This is a genomic window from Vibrio sp. T3Y01, from assembly GCF_013114525.1.
Taxonomy (GTDB): domain Bacteria; phylum Pseudomonadota; class Gammaproteobacteria; order Enterobacterales; family Vibrionaceae; genus Vibrio; species Vibrio chagasii_B.
Genome location: NZ_VTXJ01000002.1, coordinates 195490 through 212732, shown reverse-complemented (window position 1 = coordinate 212732; position 17243 = coordinate 195490). Strand labels below are relative to the sequence as shown.

General features: G+C 43.9%; 13 protein-coding genes. 8 read left to right on the top strand and 5 right to left on the bottom strand.

The window, feature by feature from the left end; all coding sequences use genetic code 11:
* Window positions 1-20: 20 nt before the first annotated feature.
* Window positions 21-1124, bottom strand: coding sequence for an ABC transporter substrate-binding protein (locus F0232_RS03425; protein ID WP_061033991.1), 1104 nt, complete (start codon window positions 1122-1124; stop codon window positions 21-23).
* Between the two features lie 211 nt (window positions 1125-1335).
* Between F0232_RS03425 and F0232_RS03420 the strand changes: the two genes are divergently transcribed.
* Window positions 1336-2064 (top strand): UTRA domain-containing protein, encoded by a 729-nt coding sequence (locus F0232_RS03420; RefSeq protein WP_061033990.1) that lies wholly within the window; start codon window positions 1336-1338, stop codon window positions 2062-2064.
* Window positions 2065-2162: 98 nt separating this feature from the next.
* Here the strand turns inward: F0232_RS03420 and F0232_RS03415 are convergent, their stop codons facing one another.
* On the bottom strand, window positions 2163-4553 hold the full coding sequence (locus tag F0232_RS03415) for a response regulator (protein WP_105058624.1): 2391 nt from the start codon (window positions 4551-4553) through the stop codon (window positions 2163-2165).
* Between the two features lie 88 nt (window positions 4554-4641).
* Here F0232_RS03415 and F0232_RS03410 point away from each other — a divergent pair, with 88 nt between their 5' ends.
* Entirely contained in the window at window positions 4642-5400 is a 759-nt protein-coding gene (locus tag F0232_RS03410) for an ABC transporter substrate-binding protein (protein WP_061033988.1), read from the top strand.
* Window positions 5401-5525: 125 nt separating this feature from the next.
* On the opposite strand, the gene F0232_RS03405 is transcribed toward F0232_RS03410, so the two are convergent.
* Complete coding sequence (locus F0232_RS03405) at window positions 5526-6086, bottom strand: NADAR family protein (protein WP_105058623.1); 561 nt, start codon at window positions 6084-6086, stop codon at window positions 5526-5528.
* A gap of 189 nt (window positions 6087-6275) precedes the next feature.
* Entirely contained in the window at window positions 6276-6470 is a 195-nt protein-coding gene (locus F0232_RS03400; RefSeq protein ID WP_004736928.1) for a PA3496 family putative envelope integrity protein, read from the bottom strand.
* 362 nt (window positions 6471-6832) lie between these two features.
* Here F0232_RS03400 and F0232_RS03395 point away from each other — a divergent pair, with 362 nt between their 5' ends.
* Genes F0232_RS03395 through F0232_RS03385 form a run of 3 tightly spaced genes read left to right on the top strand, consistent with a single transcriptional unit; the run spans window position 6833 to window position 9077 of the window.
* Window positions 6833-7657, top strand: coding sequence for an ABC transporter ATP-binding protein (locus tag F0232_RS03395; protein WP_105058622.1), 825 nt, complete (start codon window positions 6833-6835; stop codon window positions 7655-7657).
* A gap of 8 nt (window positions 7658-7665) precedes the next feature.
* A complete protein-coding gene (locus F0232_RS03390) occupies window positions 7666-8598 on the top strand; it encodes an ATP-binding cassette domain-containing protein (RefSeq protein ID WP_061033985.1) in 933 nt (310 codons plus the stop codon).
* The gene (locus F0232_RS03385) at window positions 8595-9077 is read left to right on the top strand and encodes a hypothetical protein (RefSeq protein WP_008216907.1); all 483 of its coding nucleotides are present in this window, start codon (window positions 8595-8597) and stop codon (window positions 9075-9077) included. Before F0232_RS03390 ends, F0232_RS03385 begins: the two co-directional genes overlap by 4 nt.
* A gap of 379 nt (window positions 9078-9456) precedes the next feature.
* Here F0232_RS03385 and F0232_RS03380 read toward each other — a convergent pair whose 3' ends face one another.
* On the bottom strand, window positions 9457-11436 hold the full coding sequence (locus tag F0232_RS03380) for a replication initiator protein RctB domain-containing protein (RefSeq protein ID WP_105058621.1): 1980 nt from the start codon (window positions 11434-11436) through the stop codon (window positions 9457-9459).
* A gap of 1281 nt (window positions 11437-12717) precedes the next feature.
* Between F0232_RS03380 and F0232_RS03375 the strand changes: the two genes are divergently transcribed.
* From F0232_RS03375 to F0232_RS03365, 3 genes are all read left to right on the top strand, one after another.
* Window positions 12718-13935: a ParA family protein gene (locus F0232_RS03375; protein WP_008217969.1), complete on the top strand. Its 1218-nt coding sequence runs from the start codon at window positions 12718-12720 to the stop codon at window positions 13933-13935.
* Window positions 13936-13940: 5 nt separating this feature from the next.
* Window positions 13941-14915: a ParB/RepB/Spo0J family partition protein gene (locus tag F0232_RS03370; RefSeq protein ID WP_102425412.1), complete on the top strand. Its 975-nt coding sequence runs from the start codon at window positions 13941-13943 to the stop codon at window positions 14913-14915.
* A 92-nt stretch (window positions 14916-15007) separates the two neighbouring features.
* Window positions 15008-17161 (top strand): GNAT family N-acetyltransferase, encoded by a 2154-nt coding sequence (locus tag F0232_RS03365; RefSeq protein ID WP_105058620.1) that lies wholly within the window; start codon window positions 15008-15010, stop codon window positions 17159-17161.
* Window positions 17162-17243 lie beyond the last annotated feature (82 nt).

The following is a 17243-nucleotide window of genomic DNA, read 5'->3' as shown; positions in this document are numbered from 1 at the left end:
TTGCTTGTTTTGAATATGGATTACTGCTGGTGAATCAAGACGCTTTCTTGCCATTGGCGCGGCAGACGACGTGCTGATTTTTCCCATGCTGAGAAGTCAGTGACGGGATGAACGTTGCTGTATTGCTCGTTCGAGATCAGCTTGTCTTGTACTGATTGAGGTAGCGTCACGTTGCTACGGATTGGGCGTGCGTAACCTTCTGCTAGGTTGATCTGGCCTTGGTCGCTGAAGATGTATTCACGAGCTAGCTTCGCTGCATTCGGGTTCTTTGCGTATTTATTGATGATGGTGGTGTAACCAGAGATCACTGAACCATCTTGTGGGATATTTACAGTAAAGCGCTCACGGTCAATCTTGTCACGGTAGTTCAGTGCATTGAAATCCCACATGATCGCTACTTCCACTTCACCTTTTTCAAGGTTCGCAATGCTTGGATCGGTGTAAGATAGGCGGCCTTGCTTCGCTAGCTCACCAAAGAATTTAATCGCCGGTTTTAAGTTCGACTCATCACCGCCATTAGCAAATGCCGCCGCGAGAATCGCGTTGTTTGCTTGCGCTGCTACGCCTACGTCACCAACAGTGACTTTGTAGTCGCCTTCAAGTAGGTCGCTCCAAGATTTTGGTGCATCTTCAACAAGGTTGTTGTTTGAGATGAACGAGATAGTGCCCGTATAAGCCAGAGCCCAGTGACCATCTTTATCTTTCGCCCAGTCAGGAATGTCATTCCAAGTGGTTGGCTTGTATGGCTGTGTTACGTCTTTCTTCACCGCAACACGTGCAAAGGCGAAACCAACATCACCGATATCTGCGGTTGCGTTTCTTTTCTCTGCTTCAAATTTCGAGATCTCTTGTGCCGAGCTCATGTCTGTATCTTGATGCTTCAAACCGTAGCTCGCTTTCAGATCAGCCCATGTGCCTTTCCAGTTTGCCCAACTGTCTGGCATGCCCACACTGTAAACCGCACCCTCTTTTTGAGCGGCCTCAATCAGTGACTCAAGATCAGCATCCTTCGCCATCGCTGGCATTGAAAGTGTTGCCGTTATTAGCGTTGCGCCGATTAATTTTGCAGGTGAACCAATCAGTTTGGCTGGCGATACAGTTGAACGGCTAAGCAAAGTTTTCATTGTCTCTATCCCTCTGGACTAGGTCAGTAAGTTCGTTTTGTATGCTATCGCCAGAGTGTGACGCTTTCGCGCAACTTATTTGACAGTTAGGGTGCATTTTCGTGGCAGTTATATTTCACTCATATGACAGTAAGCCTTTGTTTACTGTCACATTCCTGTTAACTCCATGGTTTACCTTATTGAGCACACGAACTTATGGACTAGATCAGTAATGAGAACATTGGCAACAGCGCAATCAGGGACACAGCTAGGTAGAATTAAGGCGAGCATCAGAGAACAACTTCAATCAGGTATCTTCACCGAGGGGCAAAAACTGCCATCCGAACGAGAGCTCAGCGAACTGTTTTCCACCACACGAATCACGCTCAAAGATGCATTGGTGTCGTTAGAAACTGAAGGTCTGATATACAGAGAGGAGCGCCGAGGCTGGTATGTGTCACCCGAACGTATTCGCTACAACCCACTGTCTCGTTCTCACTTTCATCAAATGATTCGCGAGCAAGACCGTATCGCAGAAACACGGCTACTGAGCACTCGCACAGAGATGGCGGCAGGCGATTACGCCAAAGCATTAGAAATAGAACAGATAACGCCAATACACGTGATCGAGCGATTACGCTTTATTGATGGCAGAGCGGTACTGTTCGTTGAAAACGTATTGAAAGCGCCCCTGTTCGAAAAAATATTGTCGGAAAACCTCACCATGTCGCTGACAGGCATTTATAGAGAGAAGTATGGCTATGAGACCAAACGTTCGCGCTTTGATGTCATTCCCACTTCAGCCCCAGCCTATGTCGCTAAGGCGCTAAACTTGGCTGAGGGCCAGCCAGTGCTGAAGATCTGCCGTGTGAACTACAAGCAAGATGGCGAGCTAATGGACTGCGAATTGGAATACTGGCGACCAGACTCAGTAGTGATTCACATCGATAGTATTGGCTAGTGCCGCATCCGTTGAAAGAATAACCCCACATATACAAAAACTCCGACTGATTAGGTCGGAGTTTTGGGTTCTCACGATGAGATTTAATGGCGCGCGGACTAAACAATCTTCTGTTCACCTTCACCTGTTAGTTCGCTTTTATCAGACAAAAAACTCGCGACAATCTCTCTCAATTTACCTTGATTCACGGGTTTAGGTAAAAACTCATCCATACCCACATCAAAACATAAGTGCTTATCTCTCTGCACTACGTTAGCTGTCAGCGCCACAATAGGAATATGTTTCGACGTCCCTTCTTCGAGTGCTCTAATTTGTTTTGTCGCTTCAAAACCATCGAGCACTGGCATCTGACAATCCATGAAGATCATTTGATATTCGTTGTGCTTAAACTTATCGACTCCGACTTTACCGTTGTCGGCAATATCCACTTCAAAACCAAGCTTCTTAAGCATCATCTTGGCAACTTGCTGATTGACTCTAGAGTCTTCAACTACCAGTACTTTACCGCTAAACAACCCAGTTTCAGATTGAGGCTTAGACTCTTCAGCCTTAACGCTCTCTTTCGCCACTACCGCTGGTTTAGTGGTTAGTACAGGCTCATTGTCCTTAAACGCGACTTCACCTCGGTTTGGATAGGTGAAGGTCGAGGTGTCCGCCGATCTCGCTAATACCTCACAGATGGTCCACTTAAGCTGGTTATCTTGATATGGGCGAGCAATGTAGGCAATAAAACCCACTTGTTTGGCATGCATTTCGTCTTGCTTACGAGGGTCGGCAGAGATCATAACTAGCTTAGGGCAGGCTTTGCCCAAGCGCTCTATCAGGTTTCTTGCAAGCTGGAACCCGTCAATAGAAGGCATCACTTTATCAATCAACACTAAGTCGTAAGGCGAAGCGTTTTCGACAGACTCTGAAACGAGCTCTAGCGCTTGGGTTGCGGTTTCACAGCATGTAGAGGACACACCAAAAGACTGTAGCTGTGTCGAGGTGATACGCATGTTAAGTTGGCTATCATCCACCAGCAACACCGAGACCTTATTGAAATCGATATTACTCTCGTCGAGCTCCAAACACGGATCAAAGTCAGCCACAAAGTAAAAGGTACTGCCCTTGCCTTCGATACTGGTTAGCTCAAGCTTGCTGCCCATTAAGGACACTATCTTATCGCATATGGTCAGGCCCAATCCTGTGCCGCCGTAAATACGAGTGGTGCTGCCGTCGGCCTGCTGAAACTTATCGAATACCGATTTTTGTTTATCTTCTGCGATACCAATACCGCTGTCAGCAACTTCAAATCGAACTCTCAACTTCTGCTCAGGCTCGATCACTTTTTCTAAGCGAAGAGAAAGCGTCACATGACCTCGCTCGGTAAATTTGATGGCGTTGCCGACTAAGTTATTCAGTACCTGTCTGAGCTGGGTTCCATCTCCGATCACCATGGTTGGGATCTTAGGGTCTATCTCCAATTGGAATCGTAAACCTTTTTGTTCGGCTTTCACTCTGAAGGTCGATTCAACATCGGCTGCAATACCCATCATTTTCATTGGTTCTTGTTGCAGTTCTAAACGTCCCGCTTCAATTTTCGAATAATCCAAGATGTCGTTAATAAGGTCTAGAAGAGTTAACGAAGAGGTATTGAGCATGTTGACGTACTCTTTTTGCTCTTTCGGCATATCCATTTCTGAGAGCAGAGACGAAAGTCCGATAATTCCATTCATTGGAGTGCGGATTTCGTGGCTCATGTTAGCCAAAAATTCACTCTTGTTGCGGTTAGCAACTTCAGCCGTCTCTTTGGCTTTAATCAACTCTTGATACTGTTGACGAATGCGTTCAATTGATTGGTTGTAGCTGTTTTCCAACGTCGATATTTCATCTTTATAAGTAGAGTCGGTTGGCGTTAAAAAACGTGGTTTATTGTCTTCAACTTGCTGCTCGTTTATCTGAGAGGACATGGTCATTAAACGTTTGACAACCAAGCGATAAACAATGGCCAAAGAGACCAATGACAGCAAAAAGATTTTCACGGCTTCAAAAGCGAGTAGCAACAGTACTCGTTCTTCGAAGTCATTGAGGATCATACTTAAATCGGATTGCACCGTGAGGGTGGCCAGTGGGAAGTCTTTGCCCCCCATCTGATACACCATTTCCCATGACTGAGAATATGACTGCCCTGTCGTTGGGCTGCCAAGCTCTAAGATTTTTTCATCAGGGCTTTCGATAAGGAGATAACTGACCGAAGGAAGGCGGGAGATGCCCTCTGCTTGCACAAACAACTGAGCACGATCTTCAACCCATAGACTTGACGTCAAGCCAGAAAGGTAGCCTGCTTTAACCTGTTCGATCTGAGAACTAATAAAAGAAACTCGATTTTGGTACTCCACATACAGCCCCAGACCTGTCACTATAACTGTGAATAAGGTACTGATAGCAATGATGGCCCCGATCAACTGTCGAGAGAGTCCAATATAGCGTTTTCCTTTTTTCACCATATAAAAATTACCAATGTTGTTATCTTAGTAAACTACAATTACTCAACTAGTATAGTAGTAGTCATTCATCAAATAACTAGGGAAGGTTATGAAAAAACATCTTATCGTTGCATCCATAGTCAGTTTGTTTTCAAGCAGTTATGCTTTATCAAGCGAGCCTCTTCACTACTACATTATTGCGAGCCAAGCGCAACCTTTTCAGATAGAAACTGACGGGTCATCCCACAGAGGAATCGTTTCTGATATTGTTGAAGCAGTGTTTGACGATAGCCAGTACGAGATTAACTACCATACCTACCCTTTTAATCGAATGATTGACAAGCTAGATGCGAGAGAGAACCCAAATTGGGTAACTTACGGCAGCCCTAGCTGGGGGAACATCCAATCAGTCAACCTATCTGAAGAGCCAATTTACAATGTAAAACACGTATTGCTGAGTAGCGGTAAAAAGCCGTTCGAGTTCAATACGATTGACGATTTAGATGGCAAGGCTGTGGTATTGCTGGTGGGATTTGAATATCCAAACTTAGAGCCTTACATCCAACAAGGTAAGCTCAATGAGATCCGAGTAAAAGATTACACCGCAGCGTTTCGTGTCCTGAACCGAGCACCTGGTGATACTGTGTTTGTCGAAATGGAATCACGAATCAAATACAACCTCAACGAACAGAAGCTAAGCATTGATGATTACCAAATGCAGGATTTTGGTTCCATCATCAACAACTACCCTATTCATTTAGCTTTCGACCCAGAAATGGATCCTAAGCTCGAGACTTTTATTAACCAACGCCTAGACCAAATGAAAGACGATGGGCAGCTCGATGACATCGTCCAAAGTTACTTATAGTACTAGCGTCAATCTGTGGCTCGTTAGAGCACTCTAGCGACTTCGGATACCGGAACTACAGAAATACAAAAGGCCGCTCTGTTTTTAGCATACAAGCTAACCAGAGCGGCCTTTTTAATGTGTGCTTAATGTGATGTGATCAAGTGCAGTTGTTGGGTACGAAGTTGTTGGCGTACTGCCATTAGAATCTCACCCAAATGGTTCTCACCACTTCCGTCTCCCCCATCCCCCCAAAAAGGGTCTTTATGTGAGTGCTCTTTGATCACTGAGTCACCAGTTCCCGTCAGGAACAGAGCAAATTGTGGGTTCTGTTTAAACTTTTCGGTGACAATGAAACGCATCACCTCAACACGAACATCGTACCAATCGTCTCGAACTTGGTCTTCATATTGGCGGCTTAATGAAAATGCTTCTGCGGGTGTGCAGGCTTCAAGAATCATGTTTCTAAGTGCTGGTGAAACAAACTTCATCGCCTGATAGTAATGTTCACTGGTTGCCCAAACTTGACCATCCACTTTGATAGGACAAGCGGCAAAATTAGACAAATATCCATTCGGATCTTCTGGTTCATAAAACAAGACTTCTTCAGCTTGAGCCACAGAATTCGACATAGCCTTCTCCTCACCAATGACATCGCATATTTTTGCTTTGCCTTTAAAATTAGTGGCGTCACATATTGCTGTCAAACAACTTAGTTCAAGAGTATGCCGTCAGCCTGTTTTTATACGTAGAAAGAGAGTTACAGAGAGGAGTAATACGATTGAATAGCGACCAAACAAAGTTAGGAAACCAGCTTGAATGGGGTAGGCAGTAAATAAAGTACTTATAAATCAAAGGGTGGCACTGAGCCACCCTCTTAAATGCAATTGGGGATATTAGTGAATAAGACCCAGCTCCCTCGCTTCTTCCAGACTCAAACCGCTTTCTCTAATTTCTCTTAGAGCCTCGATACGACGACGAGCTTCAGCGGACTTCATTTTCTTTTCTGGTTTGAAAGATACTTCTTCTTCAGCATCCCACTTGTTTGCAATATTTGTCATTTCATCATGGTTGATAGAATTAATGGACATGTTTTCCTCCGAAAAGCACCATGTAATGGACAGGTAATCTGTAGCAAATGCTATTTCGCTTGTTAAGAAATTCTGCACTGAAATGTGATGATTCCGACGCTTCACAAAGCTAATTAATAAATAGCTCATTTAAACTTTGCCAAAGCCATTTTCTGCCATTACATTTAAAAGATTCCCCATAAGAAATGTGGTTTGATCCAACTCTCACTTTCCTCCCTCTCATTTCTTGTTTTACCCTGAAAATTCCTGAAATTCTCCAAGATAAATTTCGAGGCACTTCATTGTTTTTGCGCTGATCGCTTTCACTAAATCCAACACATGCTAATGATAATGGTTATCAATATCATAACTGAGTATCAATCATGTCTATGGAAAAACCAGATACACCGCTTCTTGAAGTGAAGAATCTATGCGTCGACTACATCACCGACGACGGTGACTTCAATGCCGTAAAGTCCGTCAGCTTTAGCATAGGGCAAGGAGAAATCTTTGGCCTGGCCGGCGAGTCAGGTTGTGGCAAGAGCACCATCGCATTTGCTATTAACCGACTTCACAAGCCGCCCGCATTCATCTCTGGCGGTCAAATACTTTTTGATGGACAAGACCTACTGAGACTATCTGACAGCCAGCTTAATACATTACGCTGGAGTGAGATCGCCATGGTGTTCCAGAGTGCCATGAACTCACTCAACCCTGTATTAACTATCGAAGAACAATTTGCTGACGTACTACGCCACCACAAAGGAATGAGTGATGAACAAGCCAAGGACCGCGCAGAAAAGCTGCTCGACCTAGTGAATATTCCTCGCCATCGCCTGACCGAATACCCTCATCAATTTAGCGGCGGTATGCGTCAACGATTAGTGATTGCGATTGCTCTCGCGCTCAATCCCAAACTGATCATCATGGATGAGCCAACTACGGCTTTGGATGTCGTCGTTCAACGAGAAATATTGCAACAAATACATCAACTCAGAGAAGAATTCGGCTTCTCAATCCTGTTTATCACCCACGATTTAGCCCTGATGAGCCAGCTGTGTGACCGCATTGCCATTATGCGTCATGGCAAGATAGTTGAAGTCAATCAAGCCTATGAGATTCGCAATAACCCTCAGCACTCCTACACCCAAAAGCTGTGGAGTTCATTCCCTAATATTCACGAACATGCTCACGCCACAGCGTGCTAGGAGCCTCAATGTCACAACCAATTATGCAAGTAAAAAACCTCGTTAAAGAGTTCACCGTAGGTGGTGGATTTGGCAAAGAGGAGATATTTAGAGCCCTACATGGCGTGAGTTTTGATTTATACCCAGGAAGAACGCTAGCACTCGTTGGCGAATCAGGCTGCGGAAAGAGTACCTGTGCGAGGCTGATGACCAAAGTTTACCCACCGACAGAGGGCGAGATCCTTTTCAATGGCAAAGACATCTCAACCCTCAACAGCCGCAAAGACATCTTGGACTACCGCAGCCGAGTACAAATGGTGTTCCAAGACCCGTTTGGCTCGTTGAATCCGACACATACTATAGAGCACCACTTAACACGCCCTCTCAAGATTCATAAGCAAGTCGCCAACAAACAAGCGCTAGCAGAGCGACTGGAAGAGTTATTAACGCTGGTGGAGTTACCCATTGAAACATTGGCTAAGTACCCTCACGAGCTCAGTGGAGGCCAAAGACAAAGGGTTAACCTAGCAAGAGCACTGGCTGTTGGCGCTGAGGTCATTCTTGCCGACGAGCCCACCTCCATGCTGGATGTTTCGATTCGACTTGGCGTACTTAACCTAATGCAAAGAATGAAGAAAGAGCTCGGGATTGGCTTTTTGTACATCACCCATGATCTCGCCACCGCACATTACATCGCAGAAGAGACAGCAGTTATGTACAAAGGACAGATCGTCGAATGGGGATCCACTCAGTCGATCTTGACCAATCCTCAACACCCATACACCAAGCTATTGATATCTGCGGTGCCAGATCCTGATCTACCGTTTGGCGAACTCGTTAAAAATGAACCAAACTATTCAATAGACGCTGATCGTATTCGAGAGCAAAGCAGTGAAATACAGCATAACGTTAAGCAAGTTGCTGATAATCACTTTGTAAAACAATGGGATAATGTTGCATGAATGAACTAGACACTTGGTTAGAGCGGATCGGAGATTGGTACAAAGCCCGAAAGCATGATCAAGTGGAACGGTTAGAACCTTTGATCTTAACGCCTCCAGATGCACTCTGGGGGCCGTTGATCACGGATGAACAAAGCAAAGGCATCGCATGTTGGTTAGATGGCTGCCTGAGAATCTTTACCTTCTATCGACAGCCGAACGAAAATGCACACCATCAAGAAAAGGCTTACCAATACCTAATGTTTGCTTACGGCAAGCTGCAAGCAGTGTCGTGTGACCCTAAAGCAGAGCCAGACTTGCAAGAGTGGTGTACTCAGCGGGTTCAGCACCTGTGTGTGCTGGCTCTAGAGTTTGCCAATCAGCAGCAGGAGCCGCGCTGGCAAGCAGAATCAGAGAAGTTGATCGAGTCACATGTCCGCTTTATGGCCAGCCATCCCCGAAACGATGATCAAGGTAATGTAAAACATCAGATTCACTGATCACCGAGTTATTGATCTGATACTTTTTCGTAAAAGTTTTCATCGGTAGCGATGAGTTGGATCCATGAAAGCATGATCTAGCCTTGATCATGCTTCGGTAAGGAATATCTTAAGCTGTTGATTTTTAATAGTTAGGCGGATTTTAGACAAAAAAAAGCGAGTCCCTTGGGGGAACTCGCAAAAATCTATTCAGTATGATGTAACAAAATATGAGCCAATCTATTAATCATAAGAAAGGACAAAAGGTTGTCTATTCGGGATAAATAATAATCAACCGAGTGCGCTACTTTGTCATCACTTTGTCAGCGTTAGGTGCGGTTCTTATCAACACCTAATGTGTTTCAAAGACCCATTCATAGCACTGAAAACTGGCACAGAATTAATGACCTATCGCCATTTCATCCAACGCTAGGAACACATTTTCATCCAAATGCCCTTCGTGAACTTGCTTACAGACCTTACGACGCACTGCTAAGCCTGAGATAAGACGTTCAATCGAAAGGTGGCGATTACTGCTACTATCGCGATCGTTATACAGCTCAATTAACTTACTTAGTGTTTCGTAAGGAATGATCTCATCCCCTACTCTCAGCCAATCAAGCTTCTCAATAAGCTCTGAACACTCTTCTTTGATTGAGGCATGTGAGTGCCCTGTCATAGCAGATAAAGCCGTTATACTGCGTTCTAGAGCCTCTGCAGAGGTATATTTAGAGAGCGTTATCATGATCTCATCAGCGTTAATCTCTACAGAGTGCTTACGTTGTTTAACGCGACGTCCTAACTTGCCTCTTGGTGATGGTGCTTTACGTTGGATTGGCTCGAACTCTCCATCAATGATTTCAGACAGCTCTTCCAGCTTCTGCTTGGAAACCATTTCGTTACGAAGCGGGTTCGGTAGCGTCGGTGCCATATTACGTTTGCCGGCGTTAGTAGTTCGTGCTCTTGAGTAACGCAGTACTTCTTCCACGTTACACTTGATATCTACTTGATAATCCGTCGTTTTGCCTTTTTCGATCAACGCGGTGATCGTCAAGTGATAACCCCAAAGGTTAACCAGAAAGGTATCTTCATGATCCCCTACTTCGCCCAACTTTCTGAGTTCACGGATCAGATCCATCGAGAACCGACGCCAATCAATGTTACGCGCCAATTTCTGGTTGAGCTCACTGAGCAACATACAATCTGAATGACGACGTGCCATACGGCTTCTAAAGTACGAATACATTTGGAAGACCAAGGTATGTTGCTTCAGAATTTCTGGCGGAAATAGGAAGAAATAATCACGCGTCAGCAGCTCTTCGTAGAACGAAGGTTCCCAAACCAAGATGTATAGGTTCGGTTTAATGCGAATTTCGCCGTCAGAGCCTTCTGTAGGCGCTTCTTCCGATGCGGTAATGGTTCTAGCTAAGAATCGGAAACGATCACTCTTAAAGCCTTCTGGCATGTTCTCACTAAGCCAGCGGCCTGTAAGCTCATGCAGTTGGAAATCAGTGAATTCAATACGATCAATACTGTCGCGGATCGAATCACGTGCAGGGCCGCTGTCTTTCTTGCCACGCAAAGACAAAATATCAGTGATGTAGAGTGGTGTTTTGTTCGGTGTGTGTTTCGCGTCTAGATGGTAATCATCTTGGTGATGATCATGATATTGAACGGTGAGCGTGAATAACGCGAATAGCGTCATCAGATCGTCAACAGTCATGATGTTTTTAGAAGATCGTGTCTCGATCACCGCTCGAGTGCCAGAGATCGAAACCATGGATTTCTGGTAGCTCTTACGAGTTCTAGGCGGCGCTAACGCTTGATCAATAATCCCCGCCCAATTGGTTGGCGAAACAATGAATTGATCCGCTTCATCTTTCATCGTTGGTGGGGTATTCAGTCCATGTTCATTCAGTAAGCGCTTGTTTACTTTGGTTTGAGCTAGGGCTTTAGAGCGCTTTTGCTTTTCATTTTGCTTCACGCTTTCTGTTACTAAGCTGGTGGCACCCAGTACCGATATCAATTGGTTTGGGTTCACAAAGCGATGCAACATGGTTTTACCAGCAAGGCCTTCTTCAAAGCGAACGGGGATTTGTTTGAACAATCCGATATTGACTGCTGCTCTCAGCCTTTGCTGTAAGGCCGCACGAGTGACTTGACCATCAGTTGATTCAATAATCTCAGTGGTGGAAACGTACCCGTCTTTGCTACTAAACCCACGAAGTGAAATTAGGTTAAGAAGCTCAACTATGCTTTTGGTGACACCTTTAAAGTGTTGATATTGTTCTATCCATTCAACGGCTGTTTCAGATACCTCAAATAAATGACCATCTTTGTGGCTTCGTGCCTTAATTAACAATTTCTCTTCTGGTTTCATTTTTGATCCGTATCACACTAACCGTAATTTCACTATAGTTCCTGAATGATAAAGAAAGAATGATCATAAATAAAGAGAATTTATTGGCTTTTAAATAACTGATCTTTTTGATTAATATGATCTTAAATGATTAAGTGATCTAATGATCTGGCTGTAAGTTTGCTTTTAAGTTGCTGAATTTAAACTGTTAAATAAAATTCGCTTGGAAAGCATGATCATAAGTTACTCGAAACGATGATCATAAAACAGAAGAAAGCATGATCACAGCGAGTCAGAACGATGATCATTAAGTCATTGTAAGCATGATCATTATTGATTCGAAAGCATGATCATTATGGTTATACAGCTTATCCACAGCCGATCTTTGTCTACTTTGCTTCGAAGTACTTATTTGCTGGCAATGTGGATATTTTTGATTATCAATGTATCGGAACGATGATCAAGTAAGTCGGTATTTTTATCGTTCCTACCCCCTTTCGTACAAAATCCAGTCAATATTGATTACTCATTACTGATTTGGAGCTTCGGAAAGAGAACCCGTTAAATATAGGAAGCATGATCATGAAATTGTCATGTTTACGTATTCTCAGCTCGTGTCGATTGAATTTCCTAGTGTTTAAGCCTTATGAGCCTTGAATCCCCATTCCAAAAGCATTCGTCCGTAAGTTAGCCCTGAAAATATATGCTTCCGGAACGATATCTACTTGATCATTTTTCCGGAGATTGATCATTTGGAGCGCGCATTTTAGTGGATCAATATTGGGGACCATAAGCCTTGATCATGCTTCATAATATGCAGTTATCAATCCAAGTATATGTGATGAAACCCATGATCATTCTTCCGTCGTCGTCGGCGACACGATTGTTCGTTTGGCCAACTGACGACTAAATTGTAGGTCTACGAGTTATTTATCTAGCATCAATCAACTCTGTTATTGAGCGTGTATGTTCATCACCTGTTCCATAATCAATATTCGAATACAAATCACATCTACCGTAATCTATGGTTGTATTTCAATCGTTCCGAAGGTTTTTCTTCATATTCTCATTTACATTGTAAATAAGTGATGCTGTAACATTTAAAATCTAAGGGGAAATTAGGCTCGTTATACACTATGAAAATGGTCAAATTTGTATTCGTTTTAGATACTATTTCATCAAACTGTAAAAAATCAGTCTATTTTATGTGATTTTACTCATAAATGTATGTTCATGTTTTTGTTGTTTTTATTGTTAATCGCTGTACAATTTGTACTTAGTTAATCATTACGGAAACTGGCAATGAAAAGAGAACAAACGATTGATAAGCTCTATCAGCTAGCCGAACAAACTCAACAAGTTCAGGCTGACCGAATTGAGATTATTTTGGAAGAGCGAAGTGATGAGCATTTTCCGCCTATGTCTAAGGCTATGATGGAGACTCGTTCTGGTTTAACTCGTCGTAAATTGGATGAAGCTATCACTAAGCTTGAGGCGGAAGGCCATCAGTTTACGAAGAATAATGCCAACCATTACTCGATTTCATTGACCGAAGCTCACATGCTAATGGACGCGGCTGAAGTGCCAAAGTTCCACCAACGTAAACAGCATGCGGGCAATAAGCCATGGATTATCAACGTACAGAACCAAAAGGGTGGTACGGGTAAATCAATGACAGCGGTTCATTTAGCGGCATGTTTATCTTTGAATCTTGATAAGCGTTACCGCATCTGTCTGATCGATTTAGATCCACAAGGCTCACTGCGTTTGTTCCTAAACCCACAAATTAGTGGTGCTGAGCACGATAGCATTTATTCTGCTGTTGATATCATGCTGGACAACGTGCCTGAAGGCCAAGAGGTTGACCAAGAATTTCTGCGCAAAAATGTATTGTTGCCAACACAATATCCAAACCTAAAGACGATTTCTGCGTTCCCAGAAGATGCAATGTTTAATGCTGAAGCGTGGCAAAGCCTTTCTCAAGATCAGTCTTTAGACATTGTTCGTCTTTTAAAAGAGAAGCTTATCGATAAAATCGCGGACGATTTTGATGTGATTATGATTGATACTGGCCCTCACGTAGACCCGCTTGTATGGAACGCAATGTACGCGTCTAACGCACTGTTGATTCCATGTGCGGCGAAGCGTTTGGACTGGGCTTCAACGGTTAACTTCTTCCAGCACTTACCAACCGTCTACGAAATGTTCCCGGACGATTGGAAAGGGCTTGAGTTTGTTCGTCTGATGCCAACCATGTTTGAAGACGACAACAAGAAACAGGTATCAGTACTGACTGAAATGAACTACCTGTTGAATGACCAAGTCATGATGGCAACCATTCCAAGAAGCCGCGCATTCGAGACTTGCGCAGATACTTACAGCACGGTTTTCGACCTTACTGTGAGTGATTTTGAAGGTGGTAAGAAGACTCTGGCTGTCGCTCAAGACGCGGTACAAAAAAGTGCTCTAGAATTAGAGCGAGTATTACATAGCAACTGGCCTTCACTTAATCAGGGATAACAAGAATGGCAATTAAAACATCTGACTTAAATGCAAAGCTATTTGGTAAGGCGAACAAACGTCGTGTTGCTACGCCTCAAGAAGCGCAAACGGCTGCTAAAGAACAGGCTCAAGTGATTGAGCTTTCTGTTGCTGGCGAAGATTTAGTTTCATTTGAATTGGTTCGAATTCCTGCTTCTGAAGTAGCAACTCGCACCGTTGTTTTTGAAGAGAATGCTCGTGAGCAATCTTTCCTAAACGAACATGCTCTTTCTGATGTTCTTACAACATTGAAAGAACGCGGTCAGCAATATCCAGCAGTTGGTCGTAAAAACAAAGACGGTAAGATTGAAGTTCTTGATGGTAGCCGTCGTCGTATGTCGTGTATTTTGGCTGACAAAGAGTTCCTTATCTATGTTGCTGAAAACATTAACGGCGAACACGCTAAGTTCTTATCTGATGTTGCAAACGCTCATAAACCACTTTCTCTGTACGAGAAGGGGAAAGAGATGCAAGCCAAGCTTGATAAAGGCGAAGCTGAAGACCAAAAAGCGCTAGCAAAAATGTTCCAATGCAGTGAGGCGCTAGTAAGTGGTGCATTGAAAGCAGCCGCTTTACCACTGGAATTACTGCAAGCTTACCCAAATGTGAGCGATCTTGGTCGCCCAACTATTGTTAAACTGCATAAACAATTCAGCGGCCTGACTGACGACCAACAACAATCGCTACTGACTAAGTGTGATGCGTCTGAAGGCTTTGTGTGGCAGCGCAGCGAAGCACAAGGTGTAACTCGTTTAACTAAAGACGTAACGGAAACACTAGAAGGTTGGATTCTTGAACTGGCTCCTGCGCCAGCGAAAAAAGCATCACCTAAAGTCGAGCTTATCAAAGGTCGTGCTTCATACAGCCGCAAGGGCTCAAATCTAGCGCTAAACCTGAAGAAAGTTGACGATGCAACGATGCAAGAAATCCTAGCGTTCGTGCAATCGAAACTCGACTAAGTAAATTTCTTTCCAAACTTCTCTAAAGCCGCTTTATGCGGCTTTTTATTTGGCTGTGATAAACTGTGTTTAGATGAATCTGGACACAAATTATGACAAGCCTAACCAACACGTTTCTGCATACACTTTCCGATATCGCCCAACATAATGACCACCGTTACGGCGTGGTGTTTAATGGCAGTGCGACATGGCAAAATTCCGCTATCTCTACCTATCTAATTGGCGCAAACACACAAAGTGTTTTCCAAATCGGTGGCACTCCGTTTGAAGGGGGAATGCATGCACCAGTAAAGAAAGGTCAGCAACTTCTCGGTCGCGAATGCCAAGTGTTGGTGTGTGATTTTAGAGAGCAGTTTGATGCAAACGGTTTTAGCGCTGCGCTTGGTGCGTTAGTGGGAGGTGGATTATTGTTGGTGCTGCCACCAAACATAAAAGATCCTGAACACACCGAAGATTCGGCGTTTGGTGAATGTTGGCTCAAAACTCATTTTGATAAACTCATCTCAGTTTCCCAAAGCGATGAAGCGTCGGGATTGAAGTGCAGTTATGATTCGCTTCCGCAAAAACGCATTGAAGCAACCCGTCTAAATCGATTTGAGCAGCAGAATATTGCTGTTGAGTCGGTCAAGAAAGTGGTGTCTGGTCATCGAAAGCGTCCTTTGATTTTAACTGCAGACAGAGGCCGTGGTAAAAGCTCGACGTTAGGTATTGCAGCAGCGCAGCTTTTGGCTGAACGTCCAAGATTCAAAATTGTTGTGACAGCTCCATCTGTTAAGGCCATTGAGCCTGTTTTTTCGCATGCGCAGCAAAGACTCGACGGTTGTGAAGTTCTTAATGCCACTCATGTTTGCTACCAAGGTGGCAGCCTTAGATTTGTCGCGCCAGACGAATTACTAAAATCCAAGCCTGATTGCGATCTGTTGTTGGTTGATGAAGCAGCGGCGATTCCCATTCCAATGTTGAAGTCTATGGTTGATAGTTATCACCGTATGGTTTTTTCAACCACGGTTCATGGCTATGAAGGGAGCGGTCGAGGTTTCGGAATCAAATTCGAAGCATGGCTTTCTAAGCATCGCCCAGGCTGGAAAGGATACAGACTTGAACAGCCTATCCGTTGGAATAATAACGACCCGCTTGAAGCTTGGTTGTTTGATTGTTTCTTACTTGGTGCAGCCTCATCAATTGATACGGCAGAGCACAAAGTTGAAGTGCTTTCTAATGAGAAACTCAACTCACTAAGTTTGGTCGAGTTATCCAAGCAAGATTGTTTAGCTAACCCAAGTAAGCTCCATCAATGTTTCTCTCTGCTGGTTGATGCTCATTATCAAACATCTCCAAATGACCTGATGCAGTTCCTAAGTAATCCTGCGATTCAATTGTACGCCGTGTGGCAGCAAGAAGAGTGTTTGGGTTGTATGTTGGTCACGCAAGAGGGTGGGTTAGACAGTGAATTGATTTCCCAGATTCAAATTGGAAAACGCAGACCACAAGGTCATCTTGCTCCTGTGTTGTTAGCTAATCAACTTGGAGCCACACAAGCAGCAACGAGCCACTGTATCAGAGTGATGCGTATTGCTGTATCAACACGTCATCAAGGTTTTGGTATTGGCAGTTGGATGTTGGATAAGTTGTCGCAACACATCGAACAAGCCGACTACTTAGCGACGAGTTTCGGCGCGACCAGTGATTTGATTGCATTCTGGCGTAACAACGATTTTGCTCCAGTACATATTGGCCACCAGCGTGATCAGGCAAGTGGTTGTCACTCTGTGCTAATGGTTAAGCCTCTTAATGCCAATTCTGAAATTTGGGTCAGTCAACTTCTGCACCATTTTGAGCGCAGCTTTTGTTTTGTCGTTTCGGGTTCACTTGCGTCTCTTGAAGTCGATATGGTGCGTGCACTGTTGCCCACTTATTGTGAATCAATCTGCGAGCTTGAAGCCCAACTTATCAAGAACTATGTTGATGGAGGCAATAGTTACGACAGCATCGGCTACAGTGTGTTGAAGTTGGTGCTTATTAGTAATGCACGTCAAGCTCAGGTAGTCCCCCTCGATTCTACGAATATTACTTATTCTACGAATATTGCTTATTCTTGCGTTTCTGATTTGTTGCTTGCTAAAGTCGTTCAACAGAAAGGGTGGGGGAGCTGTGTTGAACAGTTTAACTTTATTGGGCGTAAGCAAGCAGAGGCTCAATTTCGAAAAGATGTCGAAGCCTTACTCGCTAATTTACAGTGTAAATAGCGACAGCCGATTTCAAACGAGATTTACAGTGTAAATTAGAAGGTTGAATTTACACTGTAAACTGCTTCTTATCTTCTTATCT